The organism is Gilliamella sp. CG25 (genome assembly GCF_046635705.1).
Lineage (GTDB): Bacteria > Pseudomonadota > Gammaproteobacteria > Enterobacterales > Orbaceae > Gilliamella > Gilliamella apicola_I.
This window is the reverse complement of record NZ_JBIDFJ010000006.1, coordinates 115,221-132,571: the sequence shown is the minus strand read 5'-3', so window position 1 is coordinate 132,571 and position 17,351 is coordinate 115,221. Positions and strand designations below refer to the sequence as shown.

The window sequence follows — 17,351 nt, the reverse complement described above, 5'->3', positions numbered from 1 at the left end:
AGGGCATACTCAATCGTAACTCATTATTAATGAGTTACGATATCTTAAAAAACCATTCAATATTCTTTATCCTCATTAAAAATCCAACATTAGATGTTGAACAATTGGTTTTAAGGATTATTTTCGTCTTCAAACAAAACAATAACAAGTGATTAGATTTGTCTCCATTACGCTATAAACAGATGAGTTAACCAAAAACAGGGAAATACCTATCCTACTATCTATTTAAAGATGCTATAAAATACGCAGATAAATTATGATTAATTTAATCAGGATTTATTATTTCATCATCGCAACTTAATGACTATATGAAAATTACTATTAAAGTCAGTTTTTAATACAGGTATTTATTAATAAAGACTGAGCAGAATAATGCTTGACCTGTTAAAAGAACCAGTAATAATAATGCAGTGAATTTTGTACTGTATAAGCAAGCAAATCACCACAATTATCACGCTTGACTAATGATAAGCAAAAATGTGGTCATGGCATTATACAAATATTCATTATTATTAACCTAAACTAGGCCTTAACTTATGAATTCAATATTCGAAAAAATATTTCAATTGAAAGCAAAAAAAACCACCATTGGTACTGAAGTGATTGCAGGATGTACGACATTTCTTACTATGGTCTATATCATCTTTGTTAATCCTTCCATTTTGTCGGCAACAGGCATGGACACCTCAGCAGTATTTGTATTAACCTGTTTAGTAACAGCCTTTGCATCGATTTTAATGGGCATGTTTGCTAATTTACCGATAGCGTTGGCGCCTGCTATGGGACTCAATGTATTTTTTGCCTATGGCATGTGTGGCGCAATGGGCTATTCTTGGCAAGTGGGAATGGGCGCAATATTTTGGGGATCGTTAATCTTTTTTGCACTATCCCTTTTTAAAGTTCGCCATTGGCTAATAGAACATATTCCACAATGTTTACGTGTTGGTATCAGTGCGGGTATTGGACTGTTTATTGCATTTATGGGCTTTCAAAATATGGGGATTGTGGTTAGTTCTCCATCAACATTATTAACCTTAGGCAATATTCTATCTCTTAAAGTCTTATTAGGTTCTCTGGGTTTTTTCATTATTATTATTTTAGCTGCGCGCAACTTCCATGCTGCGGTTCTAATCTCTATTCTCGTGGTCACATTGCTTGCTCTGTGGCTGGATCCTAATATTCATTATGAAGGCGTCGCCTCTATTCCACCAAGTGTTTCAAGCGTAGTCGGTCATGTTGATTTAGCCGGTTCGCTTAATATCGGTATAATGGGCGTGATATTTTCCGTCATGATCGTCAGCTTATTTGATTCATCAGGTACGATTTTAGCCTTGACCGACAAAGCTGGCATTTCAGACGAAAAAGGACGCTTTCCTAAAATGCGTCAAGCATTATTAATTGATAGTTTCAGCTCTTCACTTGGTGGGCTTTTTGGGACTTCATCAGTTCTCACTTACATCGAAAGTTCAGCGGGTATTTCCGTAGGTGGTCGCACCGGTTTAACTGCTGTTGTCGTTGGGATTTTATTTTTAATGATGACATTCTTATCACCTTTAGCGCATTTAGTTCCGACTTATGCAACATCTGGCGCACTAATATTTGTGGGAATATTAATGGTATCAAGTTTAGTGAAAGTTAACTGGTCTGATTTAACTGACGCAACACCTGCCTTTATTACTGCCTTAATGATGCCTTTTGCTTTCGCCATTACTGAAGGGGTTGCACTTGGTTTTATCTCTTATGTGGTATTAAAAACTTTTACCGGTAAATATAAAGAACTCAATCTTTGTGTCATCATTTTTGCTGTACTATTTGCACTTAAATTTATCTTTATCGATCATCATTAATCGTCATTCCTCATCAATGCTATTGATGAGGAACCCCTCAATCTTTAACTAATATATCCCCTTTCAGTTGGCGTAAACTTGAAAAAGTGAAACTTTTTATTACTCATTTATTGGGCATTTTCTTACCAATGAATAAAGTCTATGTTCGATAGTTAAATGCGAGCAAAAACTTGACATTATCCTTGTTGAGGTCTAGAATCTTGCGACCCAAAACTTATATATTTAGGTTTTGGTCTACAGTTATTAATTACGTATCTAAAATGCAATTTTAAATTTATTTTAATTAATCAGGAGCTTATTAATGGCAACAATTAATCAGCTGGTACGCAAACCAAGAGCACTTAAGGAAGTTAAAAGTAACGTTCCTGCACTTGAAGCATGCCCGCAAAAACGCGGTGTTTGTACTCGTGTTTACACGACTACACCGAAAAAACCTAACTCAGCATTACGTAAAGTATGCCGTGTACGTTTAACCAACGGTTTTGAAGTTACTTCTTATATCGGTGGTGAAGGTCATAACTTGCAAGAACATAGCGTGATTTTAATCCGCGGTGGTCGTGTTAAAGATTTACCTGGTGTTCGTTATCACACTGTTCGTGGTGCATTAGACTGCGCAGGTGTTAAAGATCGCAAACAAAGCCGTTCTAAATACGGTGTAAAACGACCTAAAGCTTAATGGAACTCCGTTAAGTAAGGCCAAACTATATAATTCCATTTAACTCATTTGAGTTTTGGGTAAACCTGAAAATTTATAACATATAAACGGAGTATTCCAATGCCACGTCGTCATGTTGTCGGTCAAAGAAAAATTCTACCTGATCCGAAATTCGGTTCAGATTTGCTGGCGAAATTTGTAAATATTTTAATGATAGATGGTAAAAAATCTATCGCAGAATCAATCGTATATTCAGCTCTTGATAAATTAGCTGAGCGTAGTGGAAAAGACCACTTAGCAGCTTTCGAAGTTGCACTAGATAACGTAAGACCAACTGTAGAAGTTAAGTCTCGTCGCGTTGGTGGTTCTACATACCAAGTTCCTGTTGAAGTGCGCCCTGTTCGTCGTAATGCACTTGCAATGCGTTGGATTGTAGAAGCTGCACGTAAACGTGGCGATAAATCAATGGCTCTACGCCTTGCGAATGAACTTATGGATGCTTTTGAAAACAAAGGCACTGCTGTGAAAAAACGCGAAGATGTTCATCGTATGGCTGAGGCTAATAGAGCGTTTGCACACTATCGTTGGTAATCTTTCCACTCGTATTAAGTGGCTTGAAATTAGACTGACAGCACATATCTACTGTCAGTCAACCTAAATGATATTTTATTAAGCAAACGATTCTAAATAGAGGATTAATATGGCTCGTACAACCCCTATAGCACGCTACCGTAATATCGGTATCAGTGCACATATTGACGCAGGTAAAACGACAACTACTGAACGTATTTTGTTTTACACTGGCGTAAGTCACAAAATTGGTGAGGTTCATGATGGCGCAGCTACCATGGACTGGATGGAACAAGAACAAGAACGTGGTATTACTATCACGTCTGCGGCTACAACTGCATTCTGGTCTGGTATGGGACAACAATTTGAACCACACCGTATCAATATCATCGACACCCCGGGACACGTTGACTTCACTATCGAAGTAGAACGTTCTATGCGTGTTCTTGATGGTGCAGTAATGGTTTACTGTGCGGTTGGTGGTGTTCAACCTCAATCAGAAACAGTATGGCGCCAAGCAAACAAATATAAAGTTCCGCGTATCGCATTTGTAAACAAAATGGACCGTATGGGTGCTAACTTCTTACGTGTGGTTGAGCAAATCAAAACACGTTTAGCGGCAGTGCCTGTTCCATTAGTATTACCAATCGGTGCTGAAGAAGGCTTTACTGGTGTTGTTGATTTACTTAAACGTAAAGCAATTAACTGGAATGATGCAGACCAAGGTACAACCTTTACTTATGAAGATGTACCAGCTGACATGGTTGAGCAAGTTGAAGAATGGCGTGCAAACTTAATCGAAGCTGCAGCAGAAGCTAACGAAGAGTTAATGGAAAAATACCTAGGTGGTGATGAGTTAACTGAAGAAGAAGTTAAAAAAGCACTACGTGAACGCGTACTTGCTAATGAAATCATCTTGGTAACATGTGGTAGTGCATTTAAAAATAAAGGCGTTCAGTTCATGCTTGACGCAGTTATTGAGTATTTACCTGCACCAACCGATGTTCCTGCGATTAAAGGTGAATTACAAAATGGTGAACCAGCAGAACGTCATTCAAGTGATGATGAACCATTTGCTGCACTTGCATTTAAAATTGCAACTGACCCATTTGTTGGTAACTTAACCTTCTTCCGCGTTTACTCTGGTGTAGTTAACTCTGGTGACTCAGTACTTAACTCAGTTAAAGATCGTAAAGAACGCTTTGGTCGTATCGTACAGATGCATGCGAACAAACGTGAAGAAATCAAAGAAGTTCGTGCGGGTGACATTGCAGCAGCAATCGGTCTTAAAGATGTCACAACTGGTGATACGCTTTGTGCTGAAAATTCACCAATTATTCTTGAAAGAATGGAATTCCCTGAGCCGGTTATCTCGGTTGCAGTTGAACCAAAAACTAAAGCTGACCAAGAAAAAATGGGTATTGCTTTAGGTCGTTTGGCAAAAGAAGATCCATCATTCCGTGTCTGGACTGATGAAGAATCAAACCAAACTATCATTGCTGGTATGGGTGAATTACATCTTGAAATCATCGTAGACCGTATGAAACGTGAATTTAACGTTGAAGCGAATGTCGGTAAACCTCAAGTTGCTTACCGTGAAACAATTCGTACAACAGTTAAAGACATCGAAGGAAAACATGCAAAACAATCTGGTGGTCGTGGTCAATACGGTCATGTTGTTATCGACATGTATCCATTAGAAGCGGGTGGTGCTGGTTACGAATTTGTTAACGAAATCAAAGGTGGGGTAATTCCGGGTGAATTTATTCCTGCAGTAGATAAAGGTATCCAAGAGCAATTAAAATCAGGGCCTTTAGCTGGCTATCCAGTTGTGGATCTCGGTGTGCGTTTACATTTTGGTTCTTACCATGATGTCGACTCATCTGAAATTGCCTTTAAACTTGCCGCATCAATGGCATTTAAAGAAGGCTTCATGAAAGCTAAACCTGTGCTTTTAGAACCAATTATGAAAGTAGAAGTTGAAACCCCTGAAGATTATATGGGTGACGTTATCGGTGACTTAAACCGTCGTCGTGGTATGATCGAAGGCATGGATGATACTGCAACAGGTAAAACTGTTCGTGCGCAAGTACCTCTTTCAGAAATGTTTGGCTATGCGACAGACCTTCGTTCACAAACACAAGGTCGTGCTTCTTACTCTATGGAGTTCTTGAAGTATAACGAAGCACCTTCAAACATCGTAACAGCAATTATTGAAGCTCGTAAAGCGAAATAATTATTTATATAAATAAAGTAACACTTCCCTACAAAATGAGGGAAGTGATTTAATAAAGGAACATTAAGATGTCTAAAGAAAAATTTGAACGTACAAAACCCCACGTTAACGTTGGTACAATCGGCCACGTTGACCATGGTAAAACAACTTTAACTGCTGCAATTACGTCTGTTCTTGCTAAAAAATACGGCGGACAAGCTCGTGCATTCGATCAAATCGATAACGCACCAGAAGAAAAAGCACGTGGTATTACCATCAATACTTCACACGTTGAATACGATACACCAACTCGTCACTACGCACACGTAGACTGCCCAGGCCATGCTGACTATGTTAAAAACATGATCACTGGTGCAGCGCAAATGGACGGTGCTATCTTAGTAGTAGCAGCAACTGATGGTCCTATGCCACAAACTCGTGAGCACATCCTTTTAGGTCGTCAAGTAGGTGTTCCTTACATCATCGTATTCTTAAACAAATGTGATATGGTTGATGATGAAGAGTTATTAGAATTAGTTGAAATGGAAGTACGTGAACTTCTATCTCAATACGACTTCCCGGGTGATGATACACCAGTTATTCGTGGTTCAGCGTTAAAAGCGTTAGAAGGCGATGCAGCATGGGAAGACAAAATTGTTGAATTAGCGGAAGCGTTAGACACTTATATTCCAGAGCCACAACGTGACATCGACAAACCATTCCTATTACCAATTGAAGACGTGTTCTCAATTTCAGGTCGTGGTACAGTGGTAACAGGTCGTGTAGAAAGCGGTATTATCAAAGTTGGTGAAGATGTTGAAATCGTTGGTATCAAACCAACAGCAAAAACAACTTGTACTGGTGTTGAAATGTTCCGTAAATTACTAGACGAAGGTCGTGCTGGTGAAAACGTAGGTGTATTACTTCGTGGTACTAAGCGTGAAGAAATCGAACGCGGTCAAGTATTAGCAAAACCAGGTTCAATTACACCACATACTGATTTCGAATCAGAAGTGTATATCTTAAGTAAAGATGAAGGTGGTCGTCACACTCCATTCTTCAAAGGTTACCGTCCACAGTTCTACTTCCGTACAACTGACGTGACTGGTACAATCGAATTACCGGAAGGCGTAGAAATGGTAATGCCAGGCGATAACATCAAAATGTCAGTATCATTAATTCACCCAATCGCGATGGCAGAAGGTTTACGTTTTGCGATTCGTGAAGGTGGTCGTACAGTTGGTGCAGGTGTTGTTGCTAAGGTTATTAAATAATTTAAAACCTTTATCGCATCACCGATGCAAACAAGTAAGAAAGGCGTACATTGTGCGCCTTTTTTATTTAAAATATTAATACCACAATGCTAAACCACACTAGCCAAAACTAGCATGGTTTTATCAAAATTATACTTTAAACGTAACCCACGGTTTAAGTTTAACCACTGTTTGAATCAAACCAGCGTTTTGTTGTGCTTCTATCACTGGTGTGATAGGTTTATAGGCTGTAGGAGCCTCTTCACGTAGCCGCTCTTCTTTTAAGGTAATACATTGCCATGGCAAATTAACCTTATCATATTCAACTTTTTTGCTACGCATAGCCTGTCGTCTTTCTGCTCGACCAGCACCGTGTGAACAAGACCATAACCAATCAGCATGACCTTTACCCACGGCCACATAAGAGTGATCACCCATTGAGCCAGGGATTAAAGCTATCTGACCAGCATAAGCCGGCGTTGCCCCTTTACGATGAATATTCATCTTTTGTTCAGGCAAAATGATATTGTGCGAAATGTCGACCACGAGTTGACTATCATCTTGATGAAAAATAGTTGAAAGCGATTTACGTATCAATTCGGTAATCACAATTCGATTAATCCAAGCATAACGGGCAGCAACGCCCATAGCTTGTAAATAGGCCTGTGCGTGACTATCTGTTAAACCAAACAATCCTGATTTTGGTTGCTTTTCATTAGTCGGCCATAAAGCTTTTGCTTTATCTTGCCAACGCTGACCAATGTAAAAACCAACATCACGCGATCCGGTATGAATCATGACGACGACACTATTTTTTTCAAGACCTAATTGATAAGCTAAATGTCGATCGATAATATCATCAACAATTTGTAACTCGACAAAATGATTACCAGATCCGACAGTACCTAAACTCGCTGGGCGGATAATATCGCGCTTTTCAAAAAAGGCTTCAGGTGCATACTGACTATCTGCCTTAATTAAATGATTACCCGATATTTTATCAAGCTCTGCTTGTAACCGTTCATAATTAACTGAATTCCACAAACCTTGCTGTGGTAACTCCGATAACCATGCTGCAAGACCTTGATCAAATAATGCTTGAAAAGATTGCGGTGTAACAGGTACATCGCGTTCATCTTGCAATAACACACGTTTTAATTGTGCAATAATTGTCGATTTTTGTTCACACACCTGATCAAAGCTTAAACCGGTGGTAAAAAGCCGCATACCGCAATTAATATCAGTACCAATTGCTGCAGGAATAATTAAATCCTGCGTAGTTGCAACAATACTACCAACAGGCGCAACCGCACCTGGATGAAAATCGGGTGTAGCACGAGCCATGCAAACTTTCCCTACACTATTAGGGACGTTCACTGATGCAAAGTTCAGAAGCTGTTCTACCGCTTTTTGCTCTAATGGCAATGGACTTGGTAACAAAATCTGAGCAGATGTATTTTCTTTATTTAAAGTATAAATATCATTATTAAAATGACTTTCAATCCCAAGACGGGACAAACGTTTTTGTAAACGAGAAAATGTAGACATAATAGCCACCTAGAAAACAATAAAAAAGCGTCTCCTCAAATTGAGAAGATAATTACTGTTTTCCTGCAGCAGCACTATTCAGGAAAGCGGGCGAATTCTATACCAAGTTTATGGGGTTGTAAAGTGACTCAGTATAATTTTTAAAGCCCAAAAGGGCATTTTCGGAAATTTAAAAAGATAAGTTATTTTTATTAAGATTGATTTATTCTTCCCAAATCAAACTACCCATGTTGGGTGCCAAAAAGATTGCCAACGTGATTGATGAAATCACAATGGCATACAAAGATATTGATGCAGTGATGACCGCATGAAAATTTTTATGATTATATTTTGAACGGTTGTTAATTGTTGTTTAATTACATTAAGGTTATTATGAACGCAAATTTAAGTAATGAAGATAATTCTAATGAAAATAAACGTCACAGGGTTTGCATCTCATTTTTATAAAAATGTTACAGTTAATGATGTTTTAAAAGAAGCCATAATGAATTCCATACAGGCAAATGCAACTAATATCAATATTAATCTCCAATTTGAGTATGAAAAAGCGTTAGATGGTGATACATCAAGTCGTGGTAATTTGCGTGAAATAATTATAGAAGATAATGGTGAAGGTTTAACCCAGAAAAATATTGATGCCTTTCTTGAGATAGCAACAGATCATAAAAAAAATATTGGAGGAAAAGGAATTGGGAGAATTTCATTTTTAAAAATAGCTTCAACTATTAACGTTGAAAGCATCTCAAATGAAAAAAAATATGTTGAATTTGATTTTACAGATAAGTTTGATGAGAAGAATATTAAAATAAGTGATTGTGATGCTCAAAATGCATACACAAAAATATATTTAAATAACTTAAATTTGAAACATCGTAAAACACAAGTTGCTTCTTGTGTTAATTTTGTGAAAGAAAAATTTAATTTAATGTTATTTTTAAAACAGCAAGAAACCAAAAAACATATTTCTATTAATTTCATGGTCAATAATAAGTTATATGATGAAATAAAAAGCAATGATATTCATTGTTTAAAGGAAACAGACCATGTAAATAATGGTTGCAAATTTACTGTATATGCATTTCAAAATAAAGAGAAACAGGGGATTAGAATATATTATTGTGCTAATAATATTCAAGTTAAACCAATAGTAATATCTGATAATTTTCGTACTCAATATATCTTTGCGATTACATCAGATTTCTTTGATGAACATGCCAACCCAGAGAGAACACAGTTTAACTTTCAATCTAATGATTATTTTACTCAAGCAGATATGTTATCTAATATCCCGAATAATAATTTTGAACAAGAATTAAAGCAAACATGCTTAAATATCGTTCATGAAAATGAGCCTAATCTGGAGGAGGAGAATAAAGCTAGACTAAAAAAATTAAAAGAAAGATATGGCTATATTAATTTGGATGGTATTGATGTTAATAATCTAAGTTTTAATGAAAAAGACATAATTGATGCATATAGAAATAAAATAAATCAAAAAGAAGATAGATTAGCAATGTTACTTGATCAGCCTAATATTTCGGCTGATGAATTAGTGATTGAAGTGGCTGAGCAAAATAAACATGAGCTTGCAAAATATATCTTTCATAGGGATTTAGTTGCTAAAAAAGGGCTGTCTTTGACTAATTCACAAGAAAATGAGGATGTTTTGCATAACTTATTTTTCCCACAGAAAACTAGCGTTGTAGTTGATGATAAAACTGAAAATAATAAAGATCACTTGTATCAAAATTGCGTATGGCTTTTGGATGATAAATTTATGTCTTATGCATACACAGCATCCGATATCACAATCAAAAAAATCAATGCAGAAATAGGTAATGATTCTAATTGTACATCAGAAAAAAGGCCTGACCTATTTATTTTGTACAATAGCCCTGAAGATAGTGAGTTGCTTAAAGATGTTGTGTTGATTGAATTTAAGAAAGGTAATATTGATTATAAAGAAAAAACCTCTGCAATCGATCAGATTGATGAATATAAAGAAACACTCAAAAAAATTGTTAGTAATATAAATAACTTTTATTGTTATATTATCTGTGATTTTAAAGCTGATGATGTAGATATTGAAAGAGTTATGAAAAATAGAGCATTTACTAAAGTTTTTAGTAATAACGGATGTATGTATTATGGTTATTTACCAGGTTCAATGACTCATGTGACCTTTGTCTCATCAAATAGCATTTTTGCTGATGCTGTTGCAAGGAATAAAACTTTTTTAAATATTTTAATAAATAATTCTATTAATTAAATCAATTTATTAGATCTAATTTCTTATAAAAAGGAATACAATATGTCTATTTTAGATAATGCTGTAGCATCTATTCAAATTGGAATTGAAGATTATGAGTGTATTGTAGATGATTCCCGCAGGATTCAATCATCAATTAGAAATATTTATGCAGGAGTTCTTCTTTTATTTAAATATAAATTACAGCAAATGAGCCCTGATGGTTCAGATGAAATACTTATTAAAACAAAAATTATCCCTCAGATAAATATTGAAACAGATGTTGTTTCATGGAAAGGTGTAGGTAAAAAAACGGTTGATGTGCAAGAAATAAAAGATCGATTTAAAGCACTAAATATTTCAATTAATCAAGATTATTTAAATTCATTGCAGAAAATTCGCAATGATATTGAGCATTATTATATACAAAAAAGTGAATCTCAAATAAAAGAAGCGATTACTAAGGCCTTTCATCTGATCATTAAATTTTGCCCTTATATTGAAACAGAACCGGTTGAGTTATTAGGTCAAGAATGCTGGAAAGTTATGCTAAATATTTCAAATATTTATGCTCAAGAAAGAAAGGAATGTTTAGATAATCTAAAAGCTGCTTTTTGGCGATATAGCCAAGTAAAAAGTGCTATTGATAAGTTGAGATGTCCAAAATGTGATTCAGAATTAATTAAAGTTGTTGATGATAACACAGTAGAAGATCCTGATTTTTTATGTAGGGGTTGCGGTGAAGAATCTTCATATCTGGAGGTTATAGGTTCATCAATTACTGATGCTTTATATGGTAACAGCCATTATAATATTGCTCAAGGTGGAGAACCAGAAACAGGCATTTGTCCTGAGTGTGGTAATGGTTCATTTTCTTTTGATGAGGGATTATGCTTGGCCTGTCATTATGAATTGGAATATATAACATGTATATATTGTGAGGAAGAATTATCCTTAGATGAACAAGAACTGGACGGATTATGCAGTTATTGTTCATATAAAAAAGATAAATGGGATAGAGAATAAAAAGTTATTTTGGTTTTCCCAAAATCCTCTTAACTTTTTTCGGAGTAACTTCCATTAATTTTGCAATAGTTTCAATATCAACACCTTTATTAAATAACGCATTTGCTAATGCCTTGGCTTGTGCAAGCGCTGCTTCTTTTTGTTCCTTTTCCGCTTTTGCTTTTTGTTGAGCTGTTTTCGTCTTATCCTTTTCAACCGCCAACTTCTCTTTAGCAATCAACTTTTCTTCCTTACGGATGCGTTCAACCACTTGATAAGTTGGGACGTATTTTAGGCTTTGTTCTAACTCGTCCATAAGTTTAGTACTGCGGAAGCTGATATAGGATTTAGGGGTGATGATTAGGTGGTCGATTAGGTCGATATTTAAAATTCGTCCGACTTGGATTAGGCGATCGGTGATATCTTTATCCGCTTCGGAAGGTGTCAGCGATCCTGACGGATGATTGTGAACTAATATCACGCGTGAGGCGTTTTTCATTACCGCAACACGAAATACATTCATCGGTTCAACATCGACCGATTTATAACTGCCAAGCGCAATCAGTTCGATATACAGGATATAACCAGCTTGATTCATGCCAATCATCCAAAGATGTTCTTTCTCTTGGTCGATTTGGTTATCACGCAATAACACACGTTGCATAATGCTGTAGACATCGTCTGTGCCTTCAATATAGCGTTTGTCATGCTTGGTTAATTTAATATCCATTTTATCACCTTGTAAAATCACTTAAGAAATAATATAGCATATTTTTCTTAGACTTAGCAGTAGTTAATTAATCTTGGTCATACCTGTGTTGATTATTTTATGTTTGCCTGATAGGTTCATCGTAAACTACAAAAAAATCATTTAGCATTTTAGTTTGGATTCTAATTTTTATTAGGAAACACCTAAAATAACAGCAGATAATTCAATATCAACAATCCAATCTAATAAGTTCAACAGTTTAAAATAGTTGGGCGATTTTTTGACTAGTTCGGACAAATGATTATTGCTTCAAAGCAAGCTTACTTGATATTTTTTGTATCCCATCAATAGAATAATGACAGCATAATAATATTGCCGGATAGATTATAAAATTAAGGGTTATCATTGATGTGATACCTAACATCCCCATAATAAAATCTAGATTAAAAGCAAATTTATTAGTATCTTCCATTACTAACATTGGGACAATAGGCGGCATTGCGGGAATTATAATACCAATTGGCACGCCGAAAATCACTAAAGTCATCGGTCGTTTTATTTTATTTAAAAGAAAGATTGAAATCAGAATAAAACAGAAATGACACAAACCATAACATATCAAATAATATAATTCTGGCGTACGATGTTTTGCGATAATCATTCGATAACACCATCGGTAACTTAGATAGGCACCGATAAAATTAAATAAAACGATAATGACTGAATTAATTATTTTCATTAGATAGTCCTTTTTTATCTTCAATCTCTTTTACCGCTTCTTCCAAAGAACCAGGTAACAAATAAAGTTCTTGTAGACCATATTCATCTAAAACAGATGAAATGGCATATGCACAATACGGTAAATAAAAAGGGGCAATTGCATAATTACCATTAATAATTTTTTTTTCAATATTCAGCGCTTCCTCTCGTGTTAAAGTGATTTCACGTTGAGAAACATAATCACCATCTTCCGCATGGTATTTGATAAATTGTTCTATTGAAAAAGGGATGTCTCCATCATCATAAAAAGCTTCTGCTTGTCCTCGATATTGTCGCATGTAATCGCCATTGGGATCAAAAAGTTAGGTATTTTGCCTTTAATAAGTATGTATAGTGCAAGATGAGTTCCATATCCTAAAATGTCATTTCTTACAGTAAATTAGCTTCTACATTTTGCTGACTATTTTTTTCACTTTATTGCTTAAATTCTTATACCTGTAATATTTTTCACCAACAAAATGGCACTTTTTATTTTTATAATTTTATTATAACCAATTGGTGAAGATTTACATGCAGATGTTTTAAAATTATTAGCCTTTTAAAAAGATAAAATTGACTATCACTAGCAAAACAACGTTCGTAATAAATAACTGAATATTGATGTTGAACTTAACGAACGATGCGATAACTAAAACTTAGTCGTTAATATTTCGCATGTGATAAATTTAACTGCTATTTACTAATATTATGTTTTTTTATATAAAAAATAAGTTTTTAGGTGCTAGGTTAAATGCTGAGTGTCGAATGATAAAAATAAATTTATCAACAAAAAAAAATTAATTAACGAATCACCATCTTAAATAGTCTACCGAAGAAATGCTTAGAAAATAAAAAAATAGCTATAAAATTATACAAAATTTGAGATAATAAAAAAGGATAAAGGATATAACTTCAATGGAGATAGTGCTTAATGATAATAATTAAAGAGCAATCAAATTTTGGTTTTCTAGTTGAACACGATCCACTGTTTGTCGAATTAGCGTGTACAGCTGAGCGAGCATTTAGCAGTGATCCTAATACCACATTAATAAAATTACGGCAATTAGCTGAAGCAATGGCACAACATATTGCTGCCAAGGCTGGTATTGAATTTAATGAACGCACTTCGCAGTCTGATTTGTTGTATAAGATTAGTAATGAACTCAAATTAGAACCCATTATCCGAAATCTTTTTCATACATTACGTATTGAAGGGAATAAAGCTACTCATCAATTTAAAACCAAGCACAAAGAAGCAAAAGATGGACTTTTAGTTGCTTACAAATTAGCGATATGGTTTCACCAATCTTTTAGTCAAGCTGGTGTGCAATTTAAACCAGAACCTTTTAAACCACTTGTTGACCCCAGCGAGCATTTGCGCAGTTTACAGTCAGAAATCAGTAAACTTAAAATAGAACTAGAACAAGCCAATATTGAACTCAATTCAAGTCAACAATTTAATGAATTACTCGCTAAAGAAAAGACTGAATTTGAAACCTTAGCTTTAAAAATGGATGAAGAGGCGCGATCCCTATCTCAACAGGCCCAAGAAAATGAGGCAATGTTACTCAAACAACAGAAAGAATATGAAATAAAGATTAAGGATTTACAACAAGCACTTGCTCTACAAGATTTAAAAGCTCAAAAAGTATCTCGTAATACAATAAGTAATAAAGCTAAGAAAGCAAGTCAACAAATAGAATTAAGCGAAGAACTCACACGAATTTTAATTGATATGCAGCTTATTGAAGCGGGTTGGCAAGCTGACACCGAACAGTTAAATTATAAAAAGGGTACTCGCCCAGAAAAAAATAAATATTTAGCCATTGCCGAATGGCCGACAGAACATAAAGGCGAAAAAGGATGGGCTGATTATGTTTTATTTGCGGGATTAACACCAATTGCAGTTGTTGAAGCTAAGAAAAAGAATAAAAATGTTTCCGGAAAAATCGGTCAAGCTGAACGTTATAGTAAAGGCTTCCAAGTATTACCACCTTTGATTGGTGCATGGGAACTTGAAAAAAGAACGATTGCTTGGCCTGATGAATCAGATTGCCACTACAAAATTCCTTTTGTTTATTCTTGTAATGGTCGTCCATACATTAAGCAATTAGCTGAACAGTCAGGAACATGGTTTCGTGATGTTCGTGATGGCGCCAATTTAAAGCGTCCTTTATTCTCCTTTCATTCACCACAAGGACTCTTAGATCTACTTAATCGTAGTCGAGAAAACGCTGAACAACAACTAAAACAAGAACCATTTGCCTATTTGCAATTAAGGGATTATCAAGAGAAAGCAATTGTTGCGACAGAAAATACCCTTTCCAAAGGGATACGAACAGCTTTAATTGCGATGGCAACAGGAACAGGTAAAACTCGAACAATTATAGGTTTGATGTACCGCTTTTTAAAAACTGAACGATTTAAACGAATTCTATTTTTAGTTGATCGTACCGCTTTAGGAAAACAGGCAATAGATTCTTTTAATGAAGCCACGTTAGAACAAAATCTCACTTTATCTAAAATCTATAACTTAGCCGAGCTTGGTTCTATGGTGACTGAAGCTGAAACACGAATACAAGTGGCAACCGTGCAAGCAATGGTCAAACGCATTTTTACGAGCGATAATCCACCTTTAATCGATCAGTTTGATTGTATTATAATTGACGAGGCGCATCGTGGTTATACATTAGATCAAGAAATGACAGAAGGTGAGATGGCAATACGTGACGCCACGCAATATTTATCAAGTTATCGTCGAGTATTAGATTATTTTGATGCGGTAAAAATTGCGCTAACGGCAACACCCGCAAAACATACTAGCGATATTTTTGGTAAGCCTGTTTATATTTATTCATATCGAGAAGCTGTTGCCGATGACTGGTTAATTGATCATGAACCACCAATACGTTACCAAACTTTATTAACACAAAATGGTATTACGTTTACCAAAGGTGAAAAAGTCAGTGCCATCAATACGCAAACCGGTGAAGTTGAAACTACTGAATTAGAAGATGAGCTTAATTTTGAAGTCGACGCGTTTAATCGTCGGGTTATAAATGAAAACTTTAACCGAGTAATTTGCGAACAACTGGTGAATGAACTCGATCCGTTTGGTGAAGAAAAAACATTAATCTTCTGTGCTACCGATCTGCATGCAGATATGATTAAACGCTTATTAGATGAAGCATTTAAGAATCTCTATAATAGCGAATATAATCAGGCTACTGTCGCAAAAATTACCGGGCAAAGTGATAAAGTTGATCAATTAATCAAACAATATAAAAATGAACGCTATCCAAATATAGCTATCACTGTTGATTTATTAACAACCGGTATTGATGTGCCTAAAATTTGTAATTTAGTCTTCATGCGCCGAGTCAAATCCCGTATTTTATATGAGCAAATGATTGGTCGCGCAACAAGACGATGTGATAGCATAGGTAAAACGGTATTTAGGATATATGATCCGGTTGATATTTATGTCGCATTAAAAGACGTCAACACTATGCAACCGTTAGTTAAAGATCCTAATATCACCCTTGAGCAATTAATTGATGAACTAAGTGATCATAAATTATTAACTAAAGCATTACAAACATCAGGTGATATGGCGGGTGAAACTTATGCTGATGTAATTTTAAATCAATTAAATCAAAAATTAATGCGAATCTTGCGTAAGGCTGAGCAAAAAGCGGAAAATAAGCCTGAATTAAGACAAAAGTTAGATGAATTACAAACTTTATGGAATGTTGAGCCCCAAAAATTACATAACTATTTACATGAAATTGGTCCTGAATCTGCTTCGAATTTTATCAAACAACATCATGGGTTAATTAATCAATTAATTGAAGTCAATAGATTGCTAGGTAGCGAACGTTTACCACTCATTTCTCAACATGATGATCATATTCTAGAACGCTCGCAAAGTTATGGCTCACATCAACAACCCGAGGATTATTTATATAGTTTTAATCATTTCATTCATAATCAATTAAATGAAAGTGTTGCGTTGTCTGTGGTTGTTAACCGCCCACGTGATTTAACCCGTGCGCAATTGAAAGAAGTTAAACTGTTATTGGATGGTGCAGGTTATTCGGAAGCTAATTTACGCACTGCCGTACGCAATCAAACTAATCAAGATATTGCAGCGAGTATTATTGGTTATATCCGACGTGCTACTTTGGGCGAACCATTAATTCCTTTTGAACAACGCGTTAATCAAGCCATGCAACGAATCTACCAAAATCATAATTGGACACCGGCTCAACGCAATTGGTTAGATCGTTTAGCCAAACAAATTATTTTTGAGGTTGTTATTGATAAAGAATTTATTAATCATCGCTTTACTGATAGTGGTGGCGCTAAGCAGCTTGATAAAATATTGGGCAATCAACTTGATACGGTATTAGATGAATTAAGCGAGGCTATTTGGCCAGCACTTACCGCATAATATAGCAAAGTCACTTGAAGTTACTAAAATATACATTTACTCTAATTCATAATGGCGATGAAAATACTAGTCTTGCCTATTAAGTATAC

12 protein-coding genes are annotated in these 17,351 nt (G+C 35.4%); 8 read left to right on the top strand and 4 right to left on the bottom strand.

Annotation, left to right across the window (positions count from 1 at the left end):
- Positions 1 to 536: 536 nt before the first annotated feature.
- The 5 genes from ACGH6P_RS06610 (at position 537) to tuf (ending at position 6,561) form a co-directional block, all read left to right on the top strand.
- Positions 537 to 1,847, top strand: a complete 1,311-nt coding sequence (locus ACGH6P_RS06610; protein WP_411597042.1) for an NCS2 family permease — start codon at positions 537 to 539, stop codon at positions 1,845 to 1,847.
- A gap of 301 nt (positions 1,848 to 2,148) precedes the next feature.
- The gene (rpsL, locus tag ACGH6P_RS06605) at positions 2,149 to 2,523 is read left to right on the top strand and encodes a 30S ribosomal protein S12 (protein WP_025316630.1); all 375 of its coding nucleotides are present in this window, start codon (positions 2,149 to 2,151) and stop codon (positions 2,521 to 2,523) included.
- Positions 2,524 to 2,622: 99 nt separating this feature from the next.
- The gene (gene rpsG / locus ACGH6P_RS06600) at positions 2,623 to 3,093 is read left to right on the top strand and encodes a 30S ribosomal protein S7 (RefSeq protein ID WP_065559623.1); all 471 of its coding nucleotides are present in this window, start codon (positions 2,623 to 2,625) and stop codon (positions 3,091 to 3,093) included.
- 109 nt (positions 3,094 to 3,202) lie between these two features.
- Positions 3,203 to 5,308: an elongation factor G gene (gene fusA / locus ACGH6P_RS06595; protein ID WP_065559622.1), complete on the top strand. Its 2,106-nt coding sequence runs from the start codon at positions 3,203 to 3,205 to the stop codon at positions 5,306 to 5,308.
- A 68-nt stretch (positions 5,309 to 5,376) separates the two neighbouring features.
- Positions 5,377 to 6,561 (top strand): elongation factor Tu, encoded by a 1,185-nt coding sequence (gene tuf, locus ACGH6P_RS06590; protein ID WP_065558713.1) that lies wholly within the window; start codon positions 5,377 to 5,379, stop codon positions 6,559 to 6,561.
- 129 nt (positions 6,562 to 6,690) lie between these two features.
- On the opposite strand, the gene ACGH6P_RS06585 is transcribed toward tuf, so the two are convergent.
- Complete coding sequence (locus ACGH6P_RS06585) at positions 6,691 to 8,088, bottom strand: RtcB family protein (protein ID WP_411597041.1); 1,398 nt, start codon at positions 8,086 to 8,088, stop codon at positions 6,691 to 6,693.
- A 406-nt stretch (positions 8,089 to 8,494) separates the two neighbouring features.
- Between ACGH6P_RS06585 and ACGH6P_RS06580 the strand changes: the two genes are divergently transcribed.
- Positions 8,495 to 10,357 (top strand): ATP-binding protein, encoded by a 1,863-nt coding sequence (locus ACGH6P_RS06580; RefSeq protein WP_220216080.1) that lies wholly within the window; start codon positions 8,495 to 8,497, stop codon positions 10,355 to 10,357.
- 42 nt (positions 10,358 to 10,399) lie between these two features.
- On the top strand, positions 10,400 to 11,362 hold the full coding sequence (locus ACGH6P_RS06575; protein WP_220216081.1) for a hypothetical protein: 963 nt from the start codon (positions 10,400 to 10,402) through the stop codon (positions 11,360 to 11,362).
- Between the two features lie 4 nt (positions 11,363 to 11,366).
- Here ACGH6P_RS06575 and ACGH6P_RS06570 read toward each other — a convergent pair whose 3' ends face one another.
- From ACGH6P_RS06570 to ACGH6P_RS06560, 3 genes are all read right to left on the bottom strand, one after another.
- A complete protein-coding gene (locus ACGH6P_RS06570; protein WP_411597040.1) occupies positions 11,367 to 12,071 on the bottom strand; it encodes a JAB domain-containing protein in 705 nt (234 codons plus the stop codon).
- Positions 12,072 to 12,351: 280 nt separating this feature from the next.
- Positions 12,352 to 12,789 carry a hypothetical protein gene (locus ACGH6P_RS06565; RefSeq protein ID WP_411597039.1) on the bottom strand — a complete coding sequence of 146 codons (438 nt, stop codon included), beginning with the start codon at positions 12,787 to 12,789 and terminating at the stop codon, positions 12,352 to 12,354.
- The gene (locus ACGH6P_RS06560; RefSeq protein WP_411597038.1) at positions 12,776 to 13,108 is read right to left on the bottom strand and encodes a hypothetical protein; all 333 of its coding nucleotides are present in this window, start codon (positions 13,106 to 13,108) and stop codon (positions 12,776 to 12,778) included. The genes ACGH6P_RS06565 and ACGH6P_RS06560 overlap by 14 nt, the downstream gene beginning before the upstream one ends.
- A gap of 632 nt (positions 13,109 to 13,740) precedes the next feature.
- Here ACGH6P_RS06560 and hsdR point away from each other — a divergent pair.
- A complete protein-coding gene (hsdR, locus tag ACGH6P_RS06555; RefSeq protein ID WP_411597037.1) occupies positions 13,741 to 17,262 on the top strand; it encodes a type I restriction-modification system endonuclease in 3,522 nt (1,173 codons plus the stop codon).
- Positions 17,263 to 17,351 lie beyond the last annotated feature (89 nt).

Excerpts from the sequence above, each read along its gene's own strand:
- ACGH6P_RS06565 (WP_411597039.1), bottom strand. The coding sequence starts at position 12,789 with ATGAAAATAATTAATTCAGTCATTATCGTTTTATTTAATTTTATCGGT.
- rpsL (WP_025316630.1), top strand. The coding sequence starts at position 2,149 with ATGGCAACAATTAATCAGCTGGTACGCAAACCAAGAGCACTTAAGGAA.
- tuf (WP_065558713.1), top strand. The coding sequence starts at position 5,377 with ATGTCTAAAGAAAAATTTGAACGTACAAAACCCCACGTTAACGTTGGT.
- ACGH6P_RS06560 (WP_411597038.1), bottom strand. The coding sequence starts at position 13,108 with ATGCGACAATATCGAGGACAAGCAGAAGCTTTTTATGATGATGGAGAC.
- ACGH6P_RS06575 (WP_220216081.1), top strand. The coding sequence starts at position 10,400 with ATGTCTATTTTAGATAATGCTGTAGCATCTATTCAAATTGGAATTGAA.
- hsdR (WP_411597037.1), top strand. The coding sequence starts at position 13,741 with ATGATAATAATTAAAGAGCAATCAAATTTTGGTTTTCTAGTTGAACAC.
- ACGH6P_RS06585 (WP_411597041.1), bottom strand. The coding sequence starts at position 8,088 with ATGTCTACATTTTCTCGTTTACAAAAACGTTTGTCCCGTCTTGGGATT.
- ACGH6P_RS06570 (WP_411597040.1), bottom strand. The coding sequence starts at position 12,071 with ATGGATATTAAATTAACCAAGCATGACAAACGCTATATTGAAGGCACA.
- ACGH6P_RS06610 (WP_411597042.1), top strand. The coding sequence starts at position 537 with ATGAATTCAATATTCGAAAAAATATTTCAATTGAAAGCAAAAAAAACC.
- ACGH6P_RS06580 (WP_220216080.1), top strand. The coding sequence starts at position 8,495 with ATGAAAATAAACGTCACAGGGTTTGCATCTCATTTTTATAAAAATGTT.
- fusA (WP_065559622.1), top strand. The coding sequence starts at position 3,203 with ATGGCTCGTACAACCCCTATAGCACGCTACCGTAATATCGGTATCAGT.
- rpsG (WP_065559623.1), top strand. The coding sequence starts at position 2,623 with ATGCCACGTCGTCATGTTGTCGGTCAAAGAAAAATTCTACCTGATCCG.